Raw genomic sequence first — 25069 nt, 5'->3', positions numbered from 1 at the left:
CAGAGGAGAGATTCTTCTCCTCTGAAGGCGCTCGTGGATCACGGGGTTATGTTCGTTGCCCCTCAATATAAGGAGCTGTATCTTTCTGGGCTGAGATGATGAGAAGAGGTGGCCGAATGGCGTGAATTGCCAGGCTTGGCTGCTCTCGTATCTGTTCATCTGTTGGCATGGGCTCTAAAACTTTTCTTATTGAGAGCTGATTGTTCAAGAGTGCGTTCATGTAGCTTGATGTTGTGCGGTGGTATTTTTCTACGCCACTAATGAGCCAGTTTTGTAAGAATAGAGTTTCATCCCGATAGTTCCTGACGGGGAAAAGTGAACCATGTATATCCTCACCTGCTGCGCTATAGGAGTTGGAGGTACAGATGGGATGTTCAACAGAAAATACCAGTATGCCGTTTGGCTTTAACCAGTGATAGAGCTTGACAGCGATAGAATTAAAGTCTTTCACATAATGAAAAGCCAGTGAAGAGACGATGATATCAAACTGATTATTGTTAAATTCCGCCTTCTCTATGCCTGTACAGAGGTATTTGATCTGAGGAGCTGTTGTTTCTTCCTGAGCTTGCTCAAGCATTTTTCGCGAGGGGTCGATGCCGATGACGCTCCTGGCTCCATGTTTTACGCAGTAACGGCAAAAATCACCAAACCCGCAGCCGATATCCAAAATAGCTTGATCCTCAATGGTGCTTAAAAGGGATTGCAGGGCAGGTTGTTCAAGGATTTCATTAAAACCAGACGATGTTTCTCTTAGCTGCTTATATCCGGTAAAAAAGTTGGGGTCATCATAAACATTCTGCATCTCTCTTATCCTTAATCTTCAATGTGCTGCGGCTCTCGATGATAGAGATATAGCCGAGAGCCGCAGCATATAGCAGTGGGCTGTATGCTCCACTCGTTATTAGCCGTCATCACTTTTGCTGTGGAAGCTCATCGATAGTGATTTGTTGGGGGGGATGAAAAGCCTTTATTGGGGGAAGCTCATCATCAAATCGCTCAACCTGGATCAGGCAACTGTGAGCCGTTGGCCCCTGAGCAAGGCTGGATGTACCCTGATCCCGGGTCAATACATTTGGATTGCCATGGACATCCAGGCTTTTGGGATCCGTGGGCTCTAAGGGGTCATACCAGGCTCCGGTTGCCAGCTGTATAACTCCGGGACGAATACCATCGGATATGATTGCTCCGGCCAAGATTTGACCACGGTCGTTGAATAGACGGATCACATCACCATCCTGTATTCCTCTGCTTCTGGCATCTTGTGGGTTCATCCTGGCGGGCTCGCGTCCCTGTATTTTTGAGTCCTGACTGATTTTTCCGTGATCGTATTGACTGTGCAGCCGAGTTTTAGGCTGATTTGAGATAAGGTGCAGGGGATAATCTTCAGCCCGCTTAGCGCCTAACCACTCGCTCTTTTCATACCAGTGAGGGTGGCCATGGCAATCCGGGTATTGATAGGAAGCGATTGTCTGTGAAAAAATCTCTACTTTACCAGATGGGGTCTTGAGTGGGTGTCTGGCTCGATCCCGGCGAAAGTCTTCAAGGACAAAAGAGCTTGGTTCAAGCTGTTCATCCAGGCAGATTTGTTGTCCACTCCAAAAGTCCTGGAATTGAGGAAGCTCGACCCCTGCTTTGCGGGCATTATTACGTGTTTCCTGGTACAAGTGCTCTATCCACTGCATTTCGCTTCTTCCTTCGGTGAACGTCTCGGAAAAGCCGAGATTTTTTGCCAGTTCAGAAAAGATCAGATAATCATCTCTGGAGTTTGCGTATGGTTCACAAACTCTGTGCATTGGAGACAGGTAGCGATCTAAGCTTCCTCCGGAAAAATCATTTCTCTCAAGAAAAGTCGTCGCAGGAAGCACTATATCTGAGTGGCGTGCGGTTGCAGTCCATACGGAGTCGTGGCAGATAATGGTTTCAGGTTTTGCCCACCCCCGGCGTAATCGATTGAGATCCTGGTGGTGGTGAAACGGATTACCGCCGACCCAATAGACCAGTTTGATGTCGGGAAAGGTGAGCGTTTCTCCCCGGTAGCTGATTGTCTTACCTGGATTGAGCAGCATATCCGTCACCCTTGAGGAGGGGATAAAGCAATTGACCGGGTTATTCCCCTGGGGAAAGCTGGCGACCTTAAAGGGCATTAACAGGCGACCGTGAAACCCTACCGGATGGGCGCAGCCAAAACCATAAGCAATCCCGGCACCCGGTAATCCAAGATAGCCAAGCATGGCTGCCAGAGTGGTTGCCATCCAGGGCGCTTGCTCACCATGCTGTGCTCTTTGCAGTGACCAGTTGATGCTGATGAGAGTTCGCTGTGAGGCCATCCGTCTTGCGAGATCACGGATGGTCCCTGCCGGGATTTCAGATAACCGAGAAGCCCAGCAGGCATCCTTGGGTTGACCATCGGCCTCTCCCATCAGGTAAGGAACAAATTGGTCGAAGCCAACGCAATATTCATCCAGAAACTCTCTGTCATGCAGGTCTTCCTGTACCAGAGTATGGGCCAAGGCCAGCATGATGGCGACATCTGAGTTTGGTCGGCAGGGGAGCCAGGTAGGGGATAAAAAATCGACCACATCATCCCGGATGGGGGACAGATTTATCAGACTAACGCCCGCTTTTTGTAGCTTCTTTAGCTGTGAACGTGCACTGTGGGCACCCACCCCTCCGGGGGAGACCTGGGTGTTCTTGAGGGGGATGCCACCAAAGCAGACCATAAGTTCTGTATTCTCGGCAATATCCTCTATGGTCGGCACTTGCGTCATCAAGCTGGAAAAAGGCTGCCCGACGATATAGGGCATGATCACCTCAAGTCCGGCGCAGGAATAGGAGTTGACCGAGAAGCTATATCCACCAAACTGATTTAGAAATCGATGGACCTGGCTTTGCCCATGGTGAAAACGTCCGGCGCTGGACCATCCATAGGAGCCGGCATAGATCGCCTGATTGCCATAGTGCTGTTTTACCTGCGCTAAGGCGTCACCGGCGAGCTCCAGTGCAAGCTCCCAGGAGATGGGGACAAAAGGTTCTGCGCCGCGCATGGAGCCATCACTTAACTGGCGTTGCTTCAGGTAGCCAGCTCGCACCATAGGCTGGGTAATTCGGCAGTTTGTATCAAATGAGTTTAAAAGGGATTGGGCCAAGGGAGAGGGCTCAAGGTCCGCAGAGTAAGCATGTACAGCCTTCAACTGCTGCCGGTTTGCTTCAATCAGGTAATTTCCCCAGTGAGTGCTGGTGGGAGAGAGCTTATTTGTCATGCGATTCACCTTGCTCCTTATGTTGCGATTGATCTGGCATGCCAGTTCCGGCTTAGCCTTATCTGCGTTGATTTACCCGCAATGTTACAGGATGAGTAACGGGTTAGAGCAGTGTAATAAATCGGTGAATTTTTTATTACAACAATCACGACAATAAATATCAAAATAGCGACAAGATCTGCTGGCAGATGAGAGCTTTTTGTTGAGCTGGCCTGGCGCGGGTTGAGTTTCTCTGAAAGGGAGGCGCTATGGCCAAAGAGAGATTCTCATTGGCCATGTTGTTAATGATGGATATTGATCGAGTTTATTCGGCTTTGCCTACCAGAGATCAGATTTCCAGGGCCATCGCCAGCAGCGATACCGGGTGGATAGCCTCCAGAGCGCTATTCTCCTCAATCTGCCATTTGCAGGTTTCGCAATCAGTGACCGCCAGATCGGCATCGGACTCCTTGATTTGACGGAACAACTTGTTGCCAATCGAGATGGAGGTTTGATAGTTCTCGGATTTAAAGCCATAGGTTCCGGCTGAGCCACAGCACTCACTGTCGAGTACCTTGACCTCTAATCCAGGGATCAGTTTTAGAAGTTCGATGCTGAACAGCCCGCCACCGGTACGCTCAAGGTGGCAGGGGGTATGGTAGACCACCTTTTTATTCAGTGGTTTGAGTCGGGGGCCATCTCCCCGGAGCATCGCCTGCAGCAGGTAGCGGGTCACATACTGGATCTTGTCCTGCACCTGAGAGTTATCGACCTTGAGCACATGGGGGTACTCCTGTTGCAGGGCATAGCTGCAGGAGGAGGAGGTTGAGAGAATGGGTGCATCCTGGCGGCTGACGGCGGCCTCAAGATGCTGGAGGTTAAACTCGGCATTTTTCTTGGCCTTGTGGTGAAAGCCGTTGGCGATGAGCGGCACACCACAGCATTTCTCCTTGTCCAGCAGCTGTACCCCAATCCCCATGGCATTCATCACCCGAACCAGATCTTTGCCCAGTTGAGGGTGGTTATAGTTGACATAGCAGCCATGAAAATAGTGGATCTGCTTTGAGAACTGGCTTTGATCATGACACTGCTTTTTATACCAGCGGCGGAAGGTTCCGTGGGAGTATTTGGGAAGGGACTTATGATCGTGTACCCCCAGTGTCTTATGCATCAACTTCTTGACCGCCTGAATCGACGTTGCGGCATTTACCAGGGGGGCAACCGGAGTTGCCAGCGATCCCATCAGATCGGTGTGGCTCAGGACAAAATCTCGCGCGGTCTTGAGATTGGCCGGTTTGGAGTCATGCTCGGCTCGTGCCACCGCGATCATATCGCCTATCTTGACCCCGGAAGGGCAGGCGGTCTCACAGCGTTTGCAGTTGGTGCAGTATTTAAGGGATTCGTCATAAAACTCAGGGCTCTTAAGGCGCAATCTCTCACCATCAGGACCACACTGTTTGGGGCCAGGAAACTCCGGGTTGGCTTTAGCCACCGGGCAGTAAACAGTACAGACAGTGCACTTGATACACTGATCGAAACTGGTATCTCGGACCTTGATTGTCACGCGGCACTCCTTGCGTTACTGCTTAACTTTATCATCTGCTCTGCGGCGGCAAAACCACTGCTGATGGCGACGCCACTGCCACTTCCTTCAAACACCGGGTTGTAGTGAGCTAAAATTGCGCCTGCACAGTAGAGGTTATCAATGGTGTTCCCCTCGCGTTGCGCCTGAAGCTGGCCATTGGTTTCCACCCCCATCCCCAGAAACGGGTGAGAGTTCGGGCTGAAAAACTCCTCCCGATACCAGTCACTGCGTTGCGCTGTCTGGTTGATATCCAGCCCAAACACCGGTTCAAAGATTCGGTTGAAGCTGGTTTTAAGGCCATGGCTGAAGAAGCTGCCGCTTGCCAGCAGGAAGTGATCCGCTCGTAGCGGGATTTCCCGGTAATTCCGGGTGTAAACCGCTTTTAGCTGCTGCTCCTCAAACTCGCCACCCGTTACTTCATCGCCGCGCAGCAGGGTTCCACCTCCGGCTACAAAATGCTGCTTCATGGTCTCTTCAATCCGGATCCCTAGCAGCGAGGGGGGCATGGTGGGCAGTTCGGATAGCCTGTATCCACTGAGCTCTGAAAGTCGTCTTAGCACCTTAAGTCCATCGCCGTTGCCAAAGATCGCTGGCAGCACCACCAGATCGGCCTGTCCGACCCGTTGACGCAGCTCCCGGGCAAATTGCTCAAGTGCCTGCTCCTCTCTAAGGAGTCGGGACAGCTCGATAGAGCGTAGTTCACAGGGGTTACGCTGCAGTGTTTCAAGAGCGCTGAGTCTGAGGCTGATACTGCGCAGCTCGGTGTGTTTAAAAGCATCGAGCTTGCTGAGATTATCGGCCGCAAGCTCGGGCTGAAAGTCACGAAATCCCTGGATGGTTACCAGGGCGATCGATTTAAGCCCATGGCTCTCAAGCTTAAGCGGGAAGGGGTAGACACTCTCCTGGGAGAGGAAGGTCTCACGAAAGGTCCCAAGAGGAGTCAGCCTCAGATGATTTATTTTCTCCTCCTGATGGAGCAGCGGGATCCCCGCCTGCTGCAGAGTATCCTGATACCAGCTCAGAGCCTGCTCGATCTGCTTTGAACCCAGTTTACTGTAAGGGTGCCGTGGGGCCTGCTGTATCAGCTGTTCCAGCGCTTGATAGGGTGCAGTGACTTTTTGTCCCTGAGGCAGGCGGCTTAACAGATCGATTGAGCCCGATGAGAAGTGCATGGCACTTTGACCGGCAGTGATGACAGCGGTACTCATCCCGGCTTGCTGACAGCGTAGGGCGCAGCTCAGGCCGGCGATCCCACCCCCAATGATTAGGCTATCGTATTTCATGATTTGATCTCCCGGAGGCTGGCGTTTTCAATGGGGTGTGCTGTAGGCTCTGTGGCCTGGTGGGTATCGGGAATATCACTTGCACCAAACAGCCCCTCATAGATCCAGTAGGTAAACTCGGCTTCCCGAAGGGCATCGCCCCAAAATACCGGTTTGATCCCCTTCCAGCGCTCCTCCAGAAAGTGATTGAGCAGCTGGCTGGACTCATTCCCCGTGATCTTGCCAAACTCCTGAAACAAGCCTGCGGCCCGGTAGGTACAGAGCTCTCCCTGGCATGGGCCCATGCCGATCCGGGTTCTGCGGCGAAGATCAACCAGGTTACAGGCGTCGAGCTCCTCGATGGCATACTCGATCTCTCCCCGGGTAACCATCTCACACTCACAGATCACAGATTGACTCTGCTGATCCTCTTTCAGAAACTTTTCGGCGCGCTCACCATGGCGGTAGAGAGCACTCTCGTAGATGGGCTTAGCGAGGCTGGCTGTTTTTTTGGGCTTAGAAGCGGGTTGCTCCGAGCCGGGCAGAGGCCTGATTGCGGTCTGGCAGGGCTGAGTATTCCCAAGCTTTTGCGCCAGCATATCGGTGGCCTGCTCAGCCATCATGCGGTAGGTCATCAGCTTGCCACCTGTGATGGTGATAAAGCCTTCAAGGCCATCGCGCTCGGCATGATCCAGCAGCACAATGCCACGGCTGATATTGCGTCCCGACTCATCCCATCGACAGAAACCAGGGGACGAACCCCGGCATAGGCCCGCAGCACCCGGGTATTGGCCATGATGGGAGCGAGCTTGGTCCCCTCAGCCATCAGGATGTCAATTTCAGCAGGGGTAACATGGAGATCGTCGATTCCACGGTAATCGATCCGCTCCGAGGTGGTGCCAATCAAAGAGATGGTATCACCGGGGACCAGAATATCGGCATCTGCGGGTTTACGGCAGCGGTTGATCACCAGGTTATTGATCCGGTAGTCCAGGATCAGCAGGGATCCTTTGGCAGGAAACATCTTGATGTTGAGATCGGCATACTCACAGATCTCTTGTCCCCAGATCCCGGCCGCATTGATCACCTGCTTTGCGTAAATTTCACGAGCTTGGCCGGCTCGGATATCCAGACAGGAGACACCGACAACTTTCTGTTGCTGGCGGATAAGGCCCGTGACCTTGGTATGAGTCAGCAACTGAGCCCCGTGCTCTTTGGCATCAACAATGTTTGCGGCACATAAGCGAAACGGATCCAGGGTACCATCGGGCACTTTGACTGCGCCAATCAGGGCCGGGTTACAGTTGGGCTCAAGACGCAGCGCCTCTTGGGGGCTGAGCTGCTCGGCATCGATGTCGGCCTCGTGACAGGCCTGGATAAACTGCTTTTGAAAGTCGAGATCATCGTCGGGCAGCGAGATAAATAGCCCCTGGGTGTCTTCAACACAGTGACTGGCGATCCGTTTAAGAATTCGGTTTTCCTGAATACACTCGCGGGCCGAATGAGCATCGGTGACCGCATAGCGTGCTCCCGAGTGCAGTAATCCGTGGTTGCGTCCCGTGGTACCTGAGGCGAGATCGTCTTTTTCGATCAGGATGCAGCTGATCCCTCGCAGGGCACAATCTCTGAGGATCCCTGTGCCCGTGGCGCCACCCCCTATGATGACGACATCTGTTTCCATAATGTGTGAATGATTCATGGCTCTGTTGGCTCTATTTACCTTTTTCGAGCATACAGAAGCCGCTTATTCTGTATACCCCGAGATTATGCAGGGGATCATGCCACTTTATGCTCGAATAATCATGATCAAGCGCACATTTATGAGTGAACGAACATTTGGTTGGTGTTTTTTGTTTCGTTTTCGAGCCTTTAAGAGATAGGCGTCTAAAATGAGGTGCAATCAAACGGCCGATTAGAGTGGTTATTGGACTAAGCTTGTGACGAGAGGTTTACAGGGAAGCGGTGGATTATAGATATGTTGAAAATTAAACCCTGGGATCTTAAGGAATGATGAGATCTGCACTTTTTCTGCTCCTATTGGGGACGAGCACTGCTCACGCCGGGCAGGAGGTCCGTATCTGTTATGAGAGTGCAGAGCATAAGCCCTTCATGATGGGGCAGGGGGAGCGGATCCCATCGCCTCCCGGTATCTTAATCGATCTGATATCGATGGCATTTGAGGGGAGTGAGCTTGAGCCTCGCTATTTCAGGCGGCCCTGGAAGCGCTGCATGCGTGAGGTCCGGGAGAATCGGATGGATGGATTCTTTGCAACCATCTGGACCGCTGAGCGTGACAAGTGGGCCGTTTATCCAAGGACTGCGAAGGGCAAGGTCGATCGCCGACTTTTTCTTTGGGACGTGACTTATCCTGTCTATGTAAAGCGCGGTTCTACCCTGAACTGGGATGGGAAAAGCTTTACCGGCCTCAAGGTTGGGATTGGCTCTCCTCCTGGCTATGTGGCAACTCAAAGGCTCAAGAAGATGCAGGTGTATGCCCGGCACATTCACCTCCCAGATGCCGAGCGGGGCTTGCGGATGGTTGCTATGGGGCGGATTGATGGTTATGTTCTCAACCGGATCACCGCAAGGGGGTTGTTGCCTGAGCTCCAGTTAGAGTCGGAGTTGACGACCCTGGATCCTCCCTTCATGCAAAGCCTGGTCTATCTGGCATTTTCAAAAGAGTTTAGTCAGCACAGGGCCGGGAAGTTGCGGGAGATCTGGGAAAATCTACGACGAGTGCGCCTTGACCACAGTGAGGCATTGATGAGCAGGTATCAAGCCTCGAAATAACTCAACTTTATGCTTCTTTAAGCTCAGGAGTTATCTCGCTCTCTTGCAGCAGACTTGGATGATCTTGTCTCAATCAGATAGCTGATAAAGCAGGCACATGCCATCAGAGGCAGGCTGGCCGACATGATCAGCAGCGGCTTGTAGTATAAGTGGAAAAAAATTAGGGTTTCATCAAAAAATATCGAAAGAAAAGTAATTCCACCAATGAGGAACGAGCAACTGAGGAGTTCAAAAAGCTTGTTCTTGGTCATGATCGCGACTCCTTTGAATCTCTTACTTAAACATCTAGTTCATCCACCGGGAAATTCAACTCTGTCCCTGGTGTGAAAAGAGGGTATTTAGTCATTTTTGTGGAGGGTAATCTTATTATCTCAATGATATATAATGATTTTTTTATTGAGTGGCTATTTAATTAAGCCTGACAGCAACTGACTGAGCGAGGCAATTGTGACCATGGGAGAGCCTCTCCATGGAAGCAACGCAGCTGCCGGTGGATGGAGATGAAGTGTATTCAGGCCAGCAAAGACTAGAAACTAGCCAGCGCAGTTTCGAGTTGAGTATGTAACTCAGGATTTATCAACACCCCGGCTTCTTCATTAAAGTTCTGATAAAAGGAGGGGATCGACAGGCTGGCCTTGACCGTCCCGCCGAAGTAGGGGGCTGAGTGTGTCGCCATCCCAAGCACGTTTTGTGCTCCTCCCGGCCCGGGCGATGTTGATAAAAGCACCATGGGTTTTCCCTGGAACACCTTAGGATCGATCCGTGAGCTCCAGTCGTAGAGGTTTTTATAGGCCGCGGTATAGGAGCCGTTATGTTCGGCAAAGGAGATCAGCAAGGCATCGGCCTCGCCAATTTTCTTGAAAAACTGCTGAGCTTCGGGAGGCTGCCCCAACTCTTGCTCTCTGTCCACCGAAAAAATCGGCATCTCGTAATCGTGAATGTCGATGATCTCCACTTCGGCATTCTGCAGCAGGCTAACGGCATATTGAATGAGCTGCCTGTTAATTGAGTTACGGCTGTTACTGGCAGCAAAAGCAAGAATCTTCATGGTCTACTCCCTTAACCTGATTTATCGATGCTTACTGGTTCAACATAGGCCGAATCGCAACGAATGACAACGTCGGACTCGGCTGTTCTTTCCGGGGTGAAGCTGCTGCCCTGAAAGGTTCCGTGTTGCTTCCCAACCCATGCTTGACTCGCGAAGCAGAGCAGAGCTTATTGACAGGATGCAACCAGTGTTTTCGATTCATCCGAGATAAATGGGCTGGTGGTTTTTCTGCTTTGAAAAAATACAAAGCTATCAAAAATCCTCGATTGTTTTTCGCATGCAGTAAGAGAGCGAATCAATAGCTCATTCATCGAGGAGTAGTAGTGCTGTAGAAGCTGTCCGATATCTTCATCATCGGGAGCATAGAGAAGGATCGCAATGGCACAGGCTTTAAATATCTGGGTTGAATTATCAATCTCCATGATCTTTGCTGCTCTAAAAATGGACTCTATCATGGGAAACATATTGTTTGTCATTATCGTGATTGTCTGTTCGGTTATCTGGAAAGGGTGGGGCTCACAAAGAGCTACCCAGCTATAAAAGCTTGGCGACATCGGGTCTGTTATTACAAGCCTGGCTCAGGAGATGATAAATGGCTTTAATGGTTCAATCTCCACTAACCGCCTGTATATCTCCAAATCAATTTCAATATTAATAAAGGTGTTTTCACCGCAGGCCAATGAGAGCAGAGCAAAAGATTCTTCCGGTTCGCCCGGGTACTCCAGATATTTGATCTGTAATGATTCACTAGGAGCCTGGGCCAGGACTATGCCATGGGCCAGAGTGACATAACCTGAGTGGCGAAGAGTTATGGCCAGCTCTCCACTTCCAGTCTCAAAGCTATATCTTGTGTACCTTGGGGTCTGCTCGATCTGAATTGACATTATTCTTTGCGAACCTTTCTGTGAGTTATACTTCGCACTGTGCCAGACCCTAACTCTTATCTTTGCCTGGCAGGCGGGAGGATACTAGCTGGTGAATACAAAAGGTGTCAAAAAAACAAAAGGTCTGATTACAGTTTATTAACACTGGAGAGTGTTAAACAATCCTTTGATTCATATAAGAAAATCTGAGTATCTAAGGCAAACTACGGATTTACACCCAAGATCATGGGCGGTTACATTTTCATAACAATAATCTATTCCTTGCCAGTCAGGGAGTAGCCCTGAAATTATAAGTATGTGTATGCTGGCCCAGGAAGATCACCTCGAACATTCCCCTGGCCGGGCTTGTTCCAGTTTGGTTTCTGGCAGCGCAACCCTGTGAAACAGACGATACAGCACGGGGACCACGATCAGGGTCAGTATGGTGGCAAACCCAAGGCCAAACATGATGGTGACCGCCATGGGCTTAAAGAAAACGTCCGGGAGCAGTGGCAACATGCCGAGAATCGTGGTGATCGCCGCCATACACACCGGGCGTACCCGGCTTACCGCTGCATCCACAATGGCCTGATACTGCTCCTTGCCACTGCCGATCTCAATCTCAATTTGATCCAGCAGCACGATACCGTTTTTCACCAGCATGCCGGACAGGCTTAGAAATCCCAGCAGCGCCATGAAGCCAAAGGGAGTGTTCAGGGCCAGCAAGCCTGTGGTGACTCCGATGATCGCCAGTGGCACAGTGGCCCAGACGATCAGGGCCTCTTTGACCTTATTGAACAGGAGTATGGTGATGAGGAACATGAAGAGATATCCCATCGGCATGGTGGAGAATAGCGATGCCTGTGCCTCACCGGATGACTCATATTCTCCTCCCCACTCCAGGGAATATCCGGTGGGCAGAGAAATGGCTTCAATCGCTTTTTGGATCCGTCCCTGAACCGTGGCTGCCGTTTCTTCACCCAGTGGGTTGGGGTCGGCCATGACGGTCAGGGTGCGTTTGCGATCTTTGCGGGCGATCAAGGGATCTTCCCACTGCAGATTAACACCCAGCATCACCTGGAGCAGGGGCACATAGCTCTGGATGACCGGGCTCCAGATCTTCATGGTTTCCAGGGTGCTGATATCGACCCGCTCATCATCCGGAAGGCGGGCAACGATTGGCATCAGGTTGGTGCCATCTCGGTAGACGCCAACTGTGAGTCCGGAGAAGGACATCTGTAGCAGATCGTCCACATCCTGTTTGCTGACACCATAGCGGCGAGCCTGACTTTCGTTAAAAATAGGCTCGAGCACCTTGGTGCGCTCACGCCAGTCGTGGCGGATGTTAAAGGCGCCGGGATCTGCGTTCATCACAGCGACTGCCTGACTCGCAAGATGACGCAGTACCGTGGGATCCGGGCCGATAAAGCGCGCCTCGATCTTGGCCCCGGATGCCGGACCCAGCATGATCTTTTTAAGCTTGAACTCCAGCTCAGGATGATCCTGATTCAGGGTTTCACTCAAGTGGCTCATCACCGGGAGCATGCTGTCGAAATCGCTGACCCGGATGATCAGCTCACCATAGGAGGAGTAACTCTTCTCGGGCGAGTAGGTCAGCATAAAGCGTTGTGAGCCCTTACCTGCGCTGGCGCTGACATACAGTATATCTTTCTCCTTAGCCAGCTTTTGTTCCAGTTGGTGGAGAACATCACGAGTCGCCCGGATATCTGTGCCTTCAGGAAGCCAGATATTGACCATAAACATAGGGGTGGTGGATGCCGGGAAGAATGATTGCTTGAGCAGGGTGAAGCCAAAGAGGCTGGCAGCCAGCATCAGCAACAGGGCCAGAATAGTCAGCACTCCGTGATGCATACAGATCTCAAGAAAATTTCTGTACCAGATGAAGATTTTTCCCGAGTAGGGATCGGCCGTATCCCCCGGGACGATCTTGATCCCTTTGAAAAAGAGATCGGCAAAGAAGGGAGTGAGGGAGATTGCAGTAAACCAGCTTAACATCAAAGAGATCAGTAGTACGCTAAACAGGGTACGGCAGTACTCACCGGTTGAGTCCTGGGACAAACCGATGGGGGCAAAAGCCATGATGGCGATTACCGTGGCTCCCAGCAATGGCCACTTGGTTTGGGTAACTATGTCCGATGCCGCCTGGAGCCGGGTCCTGCCCTTTTGCATCCCGATCAAAATTCCCTCAACCACCACAATCGCATTATCGACCAGCATCCCCAGTGCGATCACCAGGGCACCCAGGGAGATCCGTTGCAGATCGATGGCAAGCCAACGCATAAAAACGAAGGTTCCAAGTACGGTCAATAGCAGGATGAGGCCGATCAGCAGTCCGGATCGAAGCCCCATAAAAAATAGCAATATGATGATCACTATCGCGACTGCCTGACCCAGGCTCACCAGAAATCCACTGACAGACTTATCGACCTCATTGGGCTGGCTGTAGACCAGGTGGATATCGATTCCCACGGGTTGTTGGGATCTGAGCTCGACTAAGCGTTGCATCACGCGTTGCCCAACTTCCACCACATTGACCCCGGAGGTAAAGGAGATCCCAAGGTTAAGGGCCTGCTGTGAATTGTAGTTAATCAGGTTACTTGGGATCTCTTTAAAACCGCGCTTGATCTCGGCGACATCCCTGAGATAGATGAGCCCAGAGGTGTTGCTATCGGTTAAGATCAGATCGCCCAGCTCCGAGGTATCGCGAAACTCCCCGGTTGGATCGATCGGGATATACTCATCGCCGATCCGTACCGCTCCGGCGCTGCTCACCAGGTTTTGGGTCGAGAGTATGTTGTTGATGGTTTGCGGGGAGATCCCAAGATTGGTTAGCCGTTGCATCGAAAGCTCAATGAAGACCTGCTCCTGCTGGGTGCCTGTGACAGCGACCTTGCTGACCCCATCAACCAGCTCCAGCTCCCGGCGCAGGTAGTCGACATAGTCATTGAGCTCTTTATTGGTATACCCGTCTCCGGTGACTGCCAGCAAGATCCCATAGACATCCCCAAAGTCATCAATGACCGAGGGCTCGGCAACTCCGGGGGAAGATTTGGTTTGAGATCATTGACCTTACGCCTGAGCTCATCCCAGATCTGCGGGAGTTCATCCGGGCCAAAGTTGTTTTTCATGGAGACTGTGATCTGGGAGAGCCCGCGACCCGAGATGGAGTTTATTTCATCGACATAGGGAAGCTGTTGAAGCGCTTTTTCGATGGGGTAGGTGACCTCCTCCTCAACCTGTTGTGGCGTCGCTCCAGGATAGGCGGTGACCACCATGGCATCCTTGATGGTGAACTCGGGATCTTCGAGGCGACCTAAGCTAAAAAAGGCCTGGATACCGCCGATGAGAAAAATCAGGGTCAGCATCCAGCTGATCACCTTGTTCTGAATAAAATAGGAGGCGATATCGGGTTTCATGATGGCTCAACCTCCCTGTGAACGATCCTGACCTCTTGCCCCGAGCTCAGGCGGTTGCCTCCTGCAACCACTATGGTTTCGCCCTCTTTGAGGCCCGAGAGTAACCGGACCCCCTGTGGCACCACCCGGTCGGTTGCTATCTGTCGTTTGCTAACCTTGTTGTTTTCGTCGACCACCCAGACATACTTTTCATCTATATCCAGTGATTGGCCATCGGGGTTGATGATCGCTTCGATGGGGATGATCACCTCACCCTCCTTGTAGATTTTGTATTTCTGGGCATCGACCAGGACCTCGACCGACATGCCATCAAGCAGCAGCCGATCTTCTGGCATCGGCATGGTCATCAGGACCAGGAATGAGCCAAACTCAGGATCCGGCTCGGTGGTGAACTCCTTGAGCTCGGTGAGCCGGTGGCTGGTGCCGTCCGGCAGTATCACCTTCGCTCCCGGATGTTTGCGGGTGACCCGGATACTCTCATTTCTCGAGTAGAGCAGATCCGGCGCCTGGATCTGAATATCGACATGGCTGGCGTTGTGTATATTCATCACGGTCTGCCCAACCTGGATATTTTCAAACGCATTGACCGGGATCCGCGAGATGATGCCATCAAAGGGCGCGGTCAGTCGGGTAAAAGAGAGCCGGAGCTTCGCCAGATCCAGGTTCGCCTGGGTGATGAGATATTCGGCCTTGAGCTCGTCAAATTTAGATTTGGGAATAAACCCCTTGTCCACAAGTTTGGATGAACGCAGATAGAGGCTGCGCGCCGAGTTATATTTTGCCTGGGCATCATCCAGCTCCAGCCGATAATCCCTTGGGTCGAGCTGGGCGAGGAGCTGCCCTTCTTTCACTTTGTCACCGGCTTGAACCAAAATCCGGACAATCTCTCCCGGGATCCGAAATGACAGGATGGAGCGATCCGCTGCAACCGTGATCGCGGGAAACTTAAGCAGCGGGGTTGTTTTTGCCTTAGTGACAGTCACCACATTAACCGGCTGGATGATGCTTCTGGGATCGTTTGCTTGCTTGTCACAGCCATGAAGAAGCAGAGAAAGGAGAGCGATGAGAATGCCAGCTGAGTTTTTCATCCTAAAGTCCCCGCTCTTTTACCCAGGGGCGTACTCTCTGTCCTTCCCGTAGCTCACCGACACCCGAGATGGCGATCAGATCCCCATCGTTTAGACCTGAGAGAATGTGTTGATGCTCGTCAAGCAGGATCTCTTTTTTATGTGCCATCCCCTGAGGATTGACCTGCCAGACAAAAGTCTTGCCGGCATCATGGATGATGGCACGTTTAGGAATGGCGCCCGATGTTCCCTGTGGAATCGACAGAGCGACCCGGCCAGACATTCCCGGCAGTATGTTGTGCTCCCTGGGGCGCTCCATCACCAGAGTGACCTTGTAGCTGGAGGTTTTCTCGTCTGCCTCGGTATCAATTTCTTTGAACTGTGCCGGGAAACTCTGGTTCTCTATGGTATCAAGGTGAACCCGGGGGAGAGATCGCTGCCCGACTCCTTAACCCGGGGCAGCAGGTGTGAGGGAAGTTCAAAGACAATATTGATGATATTGGCGCTTTGAATATGCATCACCGCTTGTTTTGCATTGATGTACTCGAAATTTTCCACCATGGATAAAGAGATCTGTCCGTCATAGGGGGCGCTCAAAGTGGCATAGCCTAAATTGGCCTTGGCCTTATCCAGTGTGGCCCTGGCCTGCTTGAGAGCCGCCTTGGAGGTGTCGAAGTCATATTCGGAGACATAGTTGGTTTTGCGCAGTTCGCTATTGCGCTGGTGTTTCACCCGGGCCAGATCATGGTTGGCTCTGGCCTGCTGAACCAGCAGCAGCAGTTCATCTTCATTCAGGGTTGCCAATATCTGGCCGCGGGTCACCAGATCACCGGGTCTGGCGTCGACCCGCTTGAGTTGACCCGACACCCGGAACGCCAGAACCGCCTTATCTCCGGCTTCAACGACGGCAGGGAAATGACGCAGGGATGCACTATTACCGATACTCACCGCCTGCAGTTTTACCGGGCGTGAGAGGCTCTCCTGAGGTTGTGGTGTGGTATCGCCACAGGCAGCCAGTAACAGGCCTGAGAGGAGTATGCTTAGGGGACCTAGCCTCATATCCGGCTTCCCATCCCTGGAAGATTTGAGATTATACAAAGTGTAGAACATGATTAGAGGCTCATGATTCCAGCCGGGTTTTGGTTTGAACCAAGGCTCCCTGTCATGAGATAACAGGGAGGCCGCTTACAAGGAGGAGGGGGAAGGGATGAGTGATGGGCTGCAGGCAGCTGGGATAACCGGGCGTAATCTTCTGGGCTATGGCCCCGAACAATTTGATCCTCGCTGGCCGCAAGGGGCAAGGATTGCGGTCAATTTTGTCCTTAACTATGAGGAGGGAGCGGAACGCAATATCTTACTGGGAGATAGCCAGTCGGAGGATTATCTTTGCGATCTTCCGGGAGTCACAGCCTTACCTGGCCAGAGGAACCTCTCCTGTGAGTCGCTGTTTGAGTATGGGGCCCGCAGTGGGATTTGGCGCTTGCTGCGGTTATTTGATGACAAAGCGATTCCTGTGACTCTGTTTGCCACCGGGCTGGCGCTGGAGCTTAACCCCATGCTTTGTGAGTACCTAAAAAGCACTCCTCATGAGGTTGCTGGCCATGGATACCGCTGGATTAGCTACCGGGATTTCTCCAAAGCCGATGAAAGAGTGCACTTTGAGAAGACCCTGGAGATCATCCAAAGCAGGACTCAAAAAACCGTATCCGGTTGGTATACGGGGCGGCGCAGCCCCTTTACCCGAGAGCTGGCGCTCGAGTTCGGCATGCGCTACGACAGTGAGAGTTACGGCGATGATCTTCCTTATTGGCTTGAGCTGCCGGAGTGTTCGCCCCATCTGGTGATCCCTATACCCTGGATTGCAATGATATGCGTTATTGCACCTCTCCCGGATGGAGCTCGGGAGAGGATTTTCTGGCTTATCTAATCAACACCTTTAACTGCCTTTACCGTGAGGGACAGTATGCGCCAAAAATGATGACGGTAGGTTTACATCCTAGGTTATCTGGTCGCCCGGGGCGCACTGAGATCATTAAAAAGTTTCTCGACTACCTGAGTGGTTACTCTAAGGTGTGGGTGACAACCCGGGCGCAGATTTCTGAGCACTGGTACCGGAACTTTTTGCCGGATATTGTTCTGGCTTAGTCACTTCGAGGGGGAGACTCTCCAATCGCCGATATTCAAGGATCCGGTTTAGACACCAGGCATAGACTTCGGCATAATCTTCCGAAAAGTGTTGGCCATACAATGGAGATTCGTTTGTGTGTTCTTCTAAACGCTCGACCAGATGTTTAAACATATTCGAGTGATACACCAGACCAAGACAAAGCATGTTGTGCTTTGCCAGCCATAGGTACATTTCATCAAACATCTTCCAGGCTTCAGGGGTAGCTTGCTCAAAGGTTCTGCAATCAACAACCATACCCCAGACCGCTGGATTGTTGCTGGTGATGATTTGGCGCGTGTTTTCGAAGTACTCCTTGCTTGTTACCTCATTCCAGGATCCTGTCGCAGTGGCCAGCAACAAGTCACCGTTAAAGCTTAGAGTGTAAGAGCCATGCCCCATGCTTTCCATACTATGCACCTCTGCTTTAATTGTAATTCATCTACCTGTGCCCTTGGCCCATGGAGTTGCGTATTATCAACGGCAGGTTCATAGAGATTTTCTGAGTCATGGAATATATGACGTGCCAAACATGAGCCAGTTTCACTTCATGTTCTATTTAGCCAGCTAGCCCCTCATTGAGGGCGGCAGCATAAGGAGATCTTCTATACTCATTTCAGGGTGTTCGAAAGAAATGAGATGGATTGCTTATGGCTGTGAGCCGCTGGTGGGCGCTTCATGTGATGGGTTGTGTGCGGCTTAGCTTCCACTGCTATGTAGCTTTTTTCCTGTTATCTCTGAGTGGCTGGTTACTTGGTCAGCCAGCCTGTGCGAATGACTCCTCCCCCGGCTGGATATCTCTGTGTTACTCACGCCGAATCAAAGAGCAGCCTATCACCAGGTATTTAAAATGTTTACCGATGAGACGGGGATCAGGATAAAGACAGTCGCCAGAGTCGATAAAAAATATAAAGAGAGCGTTTATCAATGGCTCACGGGGGATGGTTATTCGCCGGATATCCTGAATTGGCACACCTCAAAGCGGCTCTTCTACTTTGCAAGCCGAAAGGCGATTTTGCCGATCAATGAGATGCTCAAAGACCCGGAGTTTGTTGGTGAATTTAAGCATGTGCTGAGCAATGTCATTTATGAGGGGGATCTGTATGCGGTTCCAACTTCCTACTATCACTGGGGGTTCTTGTATAAGAAGTCTCTGGTGAATGCAAAAGGGAAAGTGCCTCAACACTGGGATGAATTCATCGCTCTTTGTAAGCAACTCAAGGCAGAGGGGGTGACCCCGATCGGCATAGGCACCAAAAATCTATGGCCGGTGGCAGCCTGGTTTGACTATATCAACCTTAGAACCAACGGGCTTGAGTTTCATCAGCAGCTGCTTAATGGAAAAATATCATTTTTTGATCCCAGGGTGAGGCAGGTATTCTCAACCTGGAAGCAGATGATCGATTCTCAATTTTTCCTGAGCAATAGCGATGAACTGCGTTGGGATCAGGTATTGCCACTTTTGTATCGAGATAAGGTTGCATTTAATCTCATCGGTAATTTCGCCACCTCAAAGATTCTTGAAACCGAGGTCGAGCAGATAGGATTTATGCCATTTCCAAAAATTAATGATATTCCTCGCTACGAAGAAGCGCCTATGGATGCATTCATGGTCTCCGCCAAGACCAACAGGGTCAAAGAGTCCATACTGTTTCTTAAATTTATTGCCCGGGAAGATATTCAGTCACTGCTAAATAATGGCCTTGGCTACCTGTCACCCAACATACACTCTAAGAGCCAGGGGGATAGGTTTTTACAGCAGGGGGCAAAGCTATTAAAAGAGAGCCAGGGGGTCTCCCAGTATTTTGACCGGGATACGGTTCCTGAGTTTGATGTTCAGGCGATGCCTATTTTGGTTAATTTTCTTCATCACCCTGATATAGATACGGTCACACGGCAGTTAGAGATCACCCGAATCAAGGTGTTTAAACCCACAAATTAATCTCCGGAAAGGGAAAACCTCTCTTACCAACTCAGCGAATGCGGATAACCTGATCAAGGGATCATACAGAGATCCGAGGGGTCATCGTCAGGTGATACAGGTCAACTGTTTTGAAGTGAAGGGCTCCCACAGTGGCATGCTCTGTGGGAGCGGGTCGCGCTTAAGAGGGATCGATGGTGCGAAAATAAACGGATCCACCATCCTGGAACTTGAGAAGAACCGCTGATTTTTGGGGATCGCCGTTATTATTGAAGCGAATGGTGCCGGTTGCACCCTTAAAGTCCCGGGTCTCGGCCAGGGCATCGCGAATTTGCTTGCGATCGAGGGAGCCGGCGCGCTTGATGGCATCTGCTAACAGGTAGACCGAATCATAGGCCAGGGCCGAGCCGTTGGATTCGGGTGTGCCATAGAGGATGGTGAAGTTTTTGACGAAGCGCTGGTTCTGTGGGGTATTGATATCCTTGTGCCAGTGGGTTGAGTAGTAGTTTCCTTCGATCGCCTGTCCGCCATATTTATACATCTTCAGGCCCCAGCCATCACCTCCTAAAAATGGCGCATTAATCCCCATATTCCGAGCCTGTTTTATGATTCGTCCCGAATCCTTGGTATGTCCGGGCAGAAAGATGAGATCGGCCTCATAGCCTTTGACTTTTTCCAGAAGCGCCGAGAAATCAGTATCTCCCTGCAGGTAGCTTCCCTCGAACACAGCATGGGTATTGAGGTTTTCCTTAAAGATCCTCGACAGCCCGATACTATATTGATCGCTGACATTGGTGAGTATGATGATTTTTTTCGCGCCCAAGTCCTGCTGAGCAAATTTAGCCAGAACCTCTCCCTGAAACAGATCCATGAAGCAGGCCCTGAAGATATAGTCCCCAACCTGGGTGACCTTAGGGTTGGTGGAGTAATAGCTGATCATCGGGAGCCCGGCTTGTTGAAGCACCGGGGCCATCGCCAATGAGTGGGAGCTCCAGGCTGCACCAATCACGGCAATGCTGTTTTCTGCCACCGCTTTTTGGGCGGCTATTTTGGAGTGACTCGCAGAGCTTTTATTGTCTATCTCGAGCAGCTCAATCTTCTTGCCCAATACTCCGCCGTTTTGATTGATCTCCTCTACTGCCATCCGGATGGCATTGAGATGCTTGAGATTTGAGTAGGCAACTTTGCCGCTCTTAGAGAGGATCACCGCGACCTTGACCGGCTCTTCGCCCCAGGCATGAGGCATGATGAAGATGAGGGGTAAAATGATCCCTAATAAGCGTAGCCATCCCATAGCCGTTTCTCCTCTCGTTTTCATCTGAGCATAGAAGGGGATAGTTGATGTTGCGAGCCTTTCGCTGTGTTCTCTCAAAGATCGCAGAAACAGTTTCAGGAAGTTCTGCCATTCTTATAGATAGCAGACTGTGGATAGAACTATTTGAGTCTGTAGGGGGAGTGCATGAAACCATTGAAACTGCAGACCAAGATCAATGTTGCGATTATCGCTGCATTTATTCTGGTGATCCTGCTCTTCAGTGGCATGCTGCGGATGGCTGAACAAAAAAATATGAGGAACCTGACCTCCAAGATTGAGGTTCTGCTACAGACACTGGTGGCCCGGGATCAGGAGGACTTAGCGGATGAGCTTTTTGAAAAGCGTTATCAGGCAACCTCCCTGCGAGTGAAGCAGATGCTGAAGGTCAATGGGATCCTCAATATCACGGTATTTGATAGTGTGGGGGATGTCTTTGTATCCAATGGTGCTTACCCGAATAATCTGAAGCTTTCCGGTGCACTGAAAAATCAGGCCCGCCAGCAACACCAGATCATCGAGTATCAAACCTGGCAAGACCAGGATGTGCTGCGCTATGTTGAGGTAATTCAGGTTATCGGGGAGACCCAGGGTTATATCCAGATCTATTACTCCCTTGATGATCTCAAACATAGCCAACGGATGAACCGGCTGTTACTTTTCGGTGCTTTGGTGTCCGTACTGTTATTGATGTTGCTGCTGTTGAACCTGTTTTTGAATCGCTCCATCATCAAGCCGATTCTTCTCCTGAGAGATTCGATGCGTGATGTGGAGAACTCCCTGAAGATCCCACGCGATGATAGTTTATCCTTCGATGAGCTCAGGGAGACCATGCTCAACTTTGGTAAAATCTCTGAACATCTTGTTCATCTGACCCGCATGTATCGCCTGTTTGTCCCTCACTCTCTGCTGGACTACCTGTCAGGATCTCAACGCAGCGAGCTTACCCAGGGAGGGAGCACTCAGCAGGTGATGACGGTGTTGCTGGGAAAAATTTATAACCTGAGCTCTCAGACTCAGGGGATCGCGGATGATAGAAAACTTGCGCTCCTTAACCAGTATCTTGAGATGGTTTGCCCGCTGCTCCGTGAACAGGGGGGCTGGTGGTGCAATACTGGGAAGATTCACTGGTCGCAATTTTCCCTGAGAAACCCGATGATGCGGTCGCTGCGGCTGTGTCCTTGCTTGAGGCTCAGAGAAGCAATCCCCTGTTTCGTGAGTTTAAGCTGGGGATCGGGGTGCACAGGGGGGAAACCACCCTGGGGGGCCTTGGGGAACCTGAGGGTATGGCTATCTGTGTGGTGGGTGAGGCACTGCAGACGACAAAGGCTCTGGTAGACAAGGCTTCAGAGTTTCACTGTGAGCTTGTGATCAGTGAGCGGGTCCACTATTTTCTCAAGCGTCCCTGCCCATTTATTGTGCGTATTATCGGCAAGCTCCCCTGTGCTTTCCAAGAGGAGGAGCCATTGACTCTGTTCGAGGTTTACAACGCGGATCCCCCCAGCAACAGGCCAACAAAACCAAAACCCGTAAGCAGTTTCAGGAAGGGGTCGCCCTTTATTACAAAAAGGCCTATCAGGAGGCGGTCTTTCAGTTTTCTCTATGCCTTGAGAAAAACCCGGACGACTCAACGGCTCTGGTCTACAAAAAGCGCTGTGAACAGATAGTTCTTTCCGCTCCATCCCGGGGCAGTGCCGAGGTTGAATGAGCAGCAATTATTGCAGAAATAGCTCTTTCATATCTGTTTTACTTGCTTAAGGCGCTGTTGAGTCACCTGCTTATGACTCCCCGGATTCAAGCTCTCTTTCCACCTCTTCACACCACTGCTGCTGTGCTTTAAGCATTAGCTCTGAATAGCGGTAGGTCATCAAAAGATACTTCTGATCCGCCCGCCCTACATGGTCTTCGCGGATATGTTTTTGAATTTTTTTGAGCTTGCGTCGCTTGTTGGTGACCTGCTCTGAAAAATAGTGCATCTGCTCCAGAGTCTGCTGATCACTGAGATGCTGAGAAAGACTCAGCTTGAGCAGCAACTCATTACGAAAGGTTTGCGGCTCGGTCTCCTCCTCAAGCCACTGCATCAGGTGCTCTCGTCCGAGTTCAGTGATCCGGTACAGGTTCTTTTTTCTGCTTGAGTCCTGCTGTTCGACCGTAACCATCCCCTGGTCCAGTAGTTTCTTAAGCAGGGGGTAGATCTGTGAGTTGCTCTCAGACCAGTAGAAGGCGGCGACTTTTTCAAGCAATCGCTTGATGTCATAGCCAGACATCGGCTGATGTTTGCTGATGTATCCCAGGATGGCGAATTGGGTTTTATTGATGCGGGACATGGGGTTTCCGAGCCGTAAATTTTCTCACAGCTTACTTGGGGTTAATCCTGCTGACAAGTCTCAAGCTTGACAGAGTTGATAGGCATAAATAATATGTCGACACAATATGTCGAAACTACCTATTTGTCGTCAGGAGAGAATATGACGAAAACGAATGTAACCATTTGGTTTTACTTAGTATTATCTGTGTGCCTGGTCACGCCTTTGAGTAATGACCTGTTTCTTCCCTCTCTGCCAAGCATGGCGGAGTATTTTAAAACGCCTCACATTCAGTGGGTCATGAGTGTGTTTTTGATCGGCCTGGCTGTGCCTCAGCTCCTTTATGGGCCCCTGTTTGATCGATTTGGTCGCAAACCTGTTCTGATGGGAGGCTTGCTGATCTTTACCCTGGCCAGTATCGCAGTGGCGACCTCAACTCATTTTTATGGCTTGCTGACCGCTCGCTTTTTTCAGGCGATCGGTGCCTGCTGCTCGGTTGCCGGAAGCATGGCGATCGCCCGGGATCTGTTCGATAAAAAACATCTGGTGAAGGTGATCGCCATGATCATGCTGTTGATCGGAGTGTGCCCTGTGCTGTCGCCGTTGCTGGGGGCTATCTGGAGAGCTGGTTTGGTTGGCGGGCAAGCTTTGAGCTGCTGGTTGCCGTTGGCCTCTTTTACCTGTTACTGGTGACGTTATTGTTTAAAGAGACCCACCACAACAAGAATCTTAATGCGCTGCGCCTGTCTGATATCCTGGGCAACTACAAGAGCCTCATGTTGCACCGTCAGTATGCCGGATACACACTGACCAGCCTGTTTTCTTACGGGACCCTGTTTGGGATCGCAACCATCTATCCCTTTATTTTTATGCAGAGCTATCACTTCTCTGTAGTGGCCGTCGGCCAGCTGTTTGCGCTCAATGGAGCCGGTATATTAGGCATGGGACTCATCTCACCGGCTATCGCCAATCGCGTGGGACTGGTGCCCTGGCTCAGAGTTGGTGCTCTGGGGATCCTGGTTTCAGGTCTGGTGCTGTTGGTGGCAAGCTCTGTCTGGCCTCAGTCAGCCCTGGCTGCCATCATTCCTATTTTGATGGCGACCACCGCCATCGGGGTGATCCGGCCAACCGCCAGCGCCGGAGCCATGAGTCTGGTTGAGCCTAAAGTTGCTGGCTCGGCAGCATCCATGTTTAGCTTTGCCTCTTTCTTAGGAGGAGGGATCTCGACCCTGGCCATCTCCCTGTTGCCATTTAGCGTCTCTATTTTGGCACTGTTTATTATGCTGTTCGGGGCGATTGCCGTGGTGTGTGCGCTTTATACCGGCTCCAAATCCGGGGTCAAAGAGATGGCGGAAGTCCCGGTGAGCCGCCAGGCCTCATAACCTGCAACCTTTAAAGGAGATCCCCGCTTCAGAGCTTTGCCAGGGGGAGTATTTCTTCATCGCCTGGCTGAAGATGGGGCTTTCAATGAGTGAGTTCAACCAGCGGCGCACCCCGGGGTAGCCCGCCTGTTCAAACCAGTTGGGCTCGACATTGGCAAATTGGCGGATAAAGGGAAATATCGCCATGTCGGCACGAGCAGGGTGAGGGGCAAACAGGTAGTCTTGAGTCTCCAGGCGAGACTCAAGGCGCTGGATAAAAGTCTCGGCCCTGGTTCGGTAATAACTCTGCGGGTGCTCAGGGTAGCGATCAAAATACTTGTAGTGATCCAGGTCGTATTTGAATTCACCATCATTGTGTTCGATGAGCGTCTGCCCCGGGTGGCTTTGCCACTGATGAGGATCATTATGCTTCAGGGCCCAGTCCATGATCTCAAGGCTCTCGGCAATCACCGTCCCCTCGGCTGTCAACAAAACCGGCACCGTGCCTTTGGGTGAGATCGCCAGTAGTTGTTGCGGCTTATCTGCCAGCACCACCTCCCGAAGCTCAACCTCAATTCCACTGACGAGGATCGCCAGTCTTGCCCGGATAGCATAGGGACAGCGGCGAAAAGAGTAGAGGATCGGTAGACTCTGCATCTATAGTATTTTCCTAGGAAATAAAATGAGGTTAGCAAAGTGCAGTGAGCGAAGGCT

Annotated in this window: 20 protein-coding genes and 2 pseudogenes; 5 read left to right on the top strand and 17 right to left on the bottom strand. The window is 51.3% G+C overall.

Features of this window, described 5'->3' with window-relative positions:
• Positions 1-46: 46 nt before the first annotated feature.
• The 5 genes and pseudogenes from DB847_RS14865 to glpA all read right to left on the bottom strand — a co-directional run bounded on the left by DB847_RS14865 (position 47) and on the right by glpA (position 7767).
• The gene (locus tag DB847_RS14865) at positions 47-802 is read right to left on the bottom strand and encodes a class I SAM-dependent methyltransferase (protein ID WP_108651403.1); all 756 of its coding nucleotides are present in this window, start codon (positions 800-802) and stop codon (positions 47-49) included.
• A gap of 109 nt (positions 803-911) precedes the next feature.
• On the bottom strand, positions 912-3260 hold the full coding sequence (locus DB847_RS14860; RefSeq protein WP_108651402.1) for a molybdopterin-dependent oxidoreductase: 2349 nt from the start codon (positions 3258-3260) through the stop codon (positions 912-914).
• Positions 3261-3588: 328 nt separating this feature from the next.
• Positions 3589-4803 (bottom strand): anaerobic glycerol-3-phosphate dehydrogenase subunit GlpC, encoded by a 1215-nt coding sequence (gene glpC, locus DB847_RS14855; RefSeq protein WP_108651401.1) that lies wholly within the window; start codon positions 4801-4803, stop codon positions 3589-3591.
• Positions 4800-6107 carry a glycerol-3-phosphate dehydrogenase subunit GlpB gene (gene glpB, locus DB847_RS14850; protein WP_108651400.1) on the bottom strand — a complete coding sequence of 436 codons (1308 nt, stop codon included), beginning with the start codon at positions 6105-6107 and terminating at the stop codon, positions 4800-4802. Before glpB ends, glpC begins: the two co-directional genes overlap by 4 nt.
• A pseudogene (gene glpA / locus DB847_RS14845) lies at positions 6104-7767 on the bottom strand (anaerobic glycerol-3-phosphate dehydrogenase subunit A). Before glpA ends, glpB begins: the two are co-directional and overlap by 4 nt.
• Positions 7768-8093: 326 nt before the next feature.
• On the opposite strand from glpA, the gene DB847_RS14835 reads away from it, so the two are divergent.
• The gene (locus DB847_RS14835; RefSeq protein ID WP_159084649.1) at positions 8094-8876 is read left to right on the top strand and encodes a substrate-binding periplasmic protein; all 783 of its coding nucleotides are present in this window, start codon (positions 8094-8096) and stop codon (positions 8874-8876) included.
• 526 nt (positions 8877-9402) lie between these two features.
• On the opposite strand, the gene DB847_RS14825 is transcribed toward DB847_RS14835, so the two are convergent.
• The 8 genes from DB847_RS14825 to DB847_RS25085 form a co-directional block, all read right to left on the bottom strand.
• A complete protein-coding gene (locus DB847_RS14825) occupies positions 9403-9924 on the bottom strand; it encodes an NADPH-dependent FMN reductase (RefSeq protein ID WP_108651396.1) in 522 nt (173 codons plus the stop codon).
• A gap of 167 nt (positions 9925-10091) precedes the next feature.
• Positions 10092-10346, bottom strand: a complete 255-nt coding sequence (locus tag DB847_RS14820) for a hypothetical protein (protein ID WP_159084648.1) — start codon at positions 10344-10346, stop codon at positions 10092-10094.
• Between the two features lie 156 nt (positions 10347-10502).
• Entirely contained in the window at positions 10503-10808 is a 306-nt protein-coding gene (locus tag DB847_RS14815; RefSeq protein WP_108651394.1) for a hypothetical protein, read from the bottom strand.
• A gap of 318 nt (positions 10809-11126) precedes the next feature.
• On the bottom strand, positions 11127-13736 hold the full coding sequence (locus DB847_RS14810; RefSeq protein ID WP_325049173.1) for an efflux RND transporter permease subunit: 2610 nt from the start codon (positions 13734-13736) through the stop codon (positions 11127-11129).
• Positions 13637-14224: an efflux RND transporter permease subunit gene (locus tag DB847_RS26415; protein ID WP_325049082.1), complete on the bottom strand. Its 588-nt coding sequence runs from the start codon at positions 14222-14224 to the stop codon at positions 13637-13639. The genes DB847_RS14810 and DB847_RS26415 overlap by 100 nt, the downstream gene beginning before the upstream one ends.
• Positions 14221-15312 (bottom strand): efflux RND transporter periplasmic adaptor subunit, encoded by a 1092-nt coding sequence (locus DB847_RS14805; protein ID WP_108651393.1) that lies wholly within the window; start codon positions 15310-15312, stop codon positions 14221-14223. Before DB847_RS14805 ends, DB847_RS26415 begins: the two co-directional genes overlap by 4 nt.
• Position 15313: 1 nt before the next feature.
• Positions 15314-15613: an efflux RND transporter periplasmic adaptor subunit gene (locus tag DB847_RS25090; protein ID WP_199911583.1), complete on the bottom strand. Its 300-nt coding sequence runs from the start codon at positions 15611-15613 to the stop codon at positions 15314-15316.
• Positions 15614-15693: 80 nt separating this feature from the next.
• Entirely contained in the window at positions 15694-16350 is a 657-nt protein-coding gene (locus DB847_RS25085; protein ID WP_199911582.1) for an efflux RND transporter periplasmic adaptor subunit, read from the bottom strand.
• Between the two features lie 148 nt (positions 16351-16498).
• Between DB847_RS25085 and DB847_RS14795 the strand changes: the two genes are divergently transcribed.
• On the top strand, positions 16499-17218 hold the full coding sequence (locus DB847_RS14795) for a polysaccharide deacetylase family protein (RefSeq protein WP_199911581.1): 720 nt from the start codon (positions 16499-16501) through the stop codon (positions 17216-17218).
• Positions 17219-17356: 138 nt separating this feature from the next.
• Here DB847_RS14795 and DB847_RS24445 read toward each other — a convergent pair whose 3' ends face one another.
• Positions 17357-17866, bottom strand: coding sequence for a hypothetical protein (locus DB847_RS24445; RefSeq protein WP_159084647.1), 510 nt, complete (start codon positions 17864-17866; stop codon positions 17357-17359).
• Positions 17867-18257: 391 nt separating this feature from the next.
• Between DB847_RS24445 and DB847_RS14790 the strand changes: the two genes are divergently transcribed.
• Entirely contained in the window at positions 18258-19397 is a 1140-nt protein-coding gene (locus tag DB847_RS14790) for an ABC transporter substrate-binding protein (RefSeq protein ID WP_159084646.1), read from the top strand.
• Between the two features lie 160 nt (positions 19398-19557).
• On the opposite strand, the gene DB847_RS14785 is transcribed toward DB847_RS14790, so the two are convergent.
• Positions 19558-20670, bottom strand: a complete 1113-nt coding sequence (locus tag DB847_RS14785; protein ID WP_159084645.1) for an ABC transporter substrate-binding protein — start codon at positions 20668-20670, stop codon at positions 19558-19560.
• Between the two features lie 165 nt (positions 20671-20835).
• Between DB847_RS14785 and DB847_RS14780 the strand changes: the two genes are divergently transcribed.
• The gene (locus DB847_RS14780; protein WP_108651390.1) at positions 20836-22026 is read left to right on the top strand and encodes a hypothetical protein; all 1191 of its coding nucleotides are present in this window, start codon (positions 20836-20838) and stop codon (positions 22024-22026) included.
• Positions 22027-22466: 440 nt separating this feature from the next.
• Here the strand turns inward: DB847_RS14780 and DB847_RS14775 are convergent, their stop codons facing one another.
• Positions 22467-23015, bottom strand: a complete 549-nt coding sequence (locus DB847_RS14775; RefSeq protein ID WP_108651389.1) for a PadR family transcriptional regulator — start codon at positions 23013-23015, stop codon at positions 22467-22469.
• A 93-nt stretch (positions 23016-23108) separates the two neighbouring features.
• On the opposite strand from DB847_RS14775, the pseudogene DB847_RS26690 reads away from it, so the two are divergent.
• Positions 23109-24376: pseudogene (locus tag DB847_RS26690) on the top strand (multidrug effflux MFS transporter).
• On the opposite strand, the gene DB847_RS14760 reads toward DB847_RS26690, so the two are convergent.
• Entirely contained in the window at positions 24371-25012 is a 642-nt protein-coding gene (locus tag DB847_RS14760) for a glutathione S-transferase (RefSeq protein ID WP_108651386.1), read from the bottom strand. The pseudogene DB847_RS26690 and the gene DB847_RS14760 sit on opposite strands and share 6 nt — an antisense overlap.
• Positions 25013-25069 lie beyond the last annotated feature (57 nt).

Origin of the sequence: Dongshaea marina (assembly GCF_003072645.1) — a bacterium.
Taxonomy (GTDB): Bacteria; Pseudomonadota; Gammaproteobacteria; order Enterobacterales; family Aeromonadaceae; genus Dongshaea; species Dongshaea marina.
Note: the sequence above shows the minus strand (reverse complement) of the source record. Positions and strands in the feature narration are given on the sequence as shown.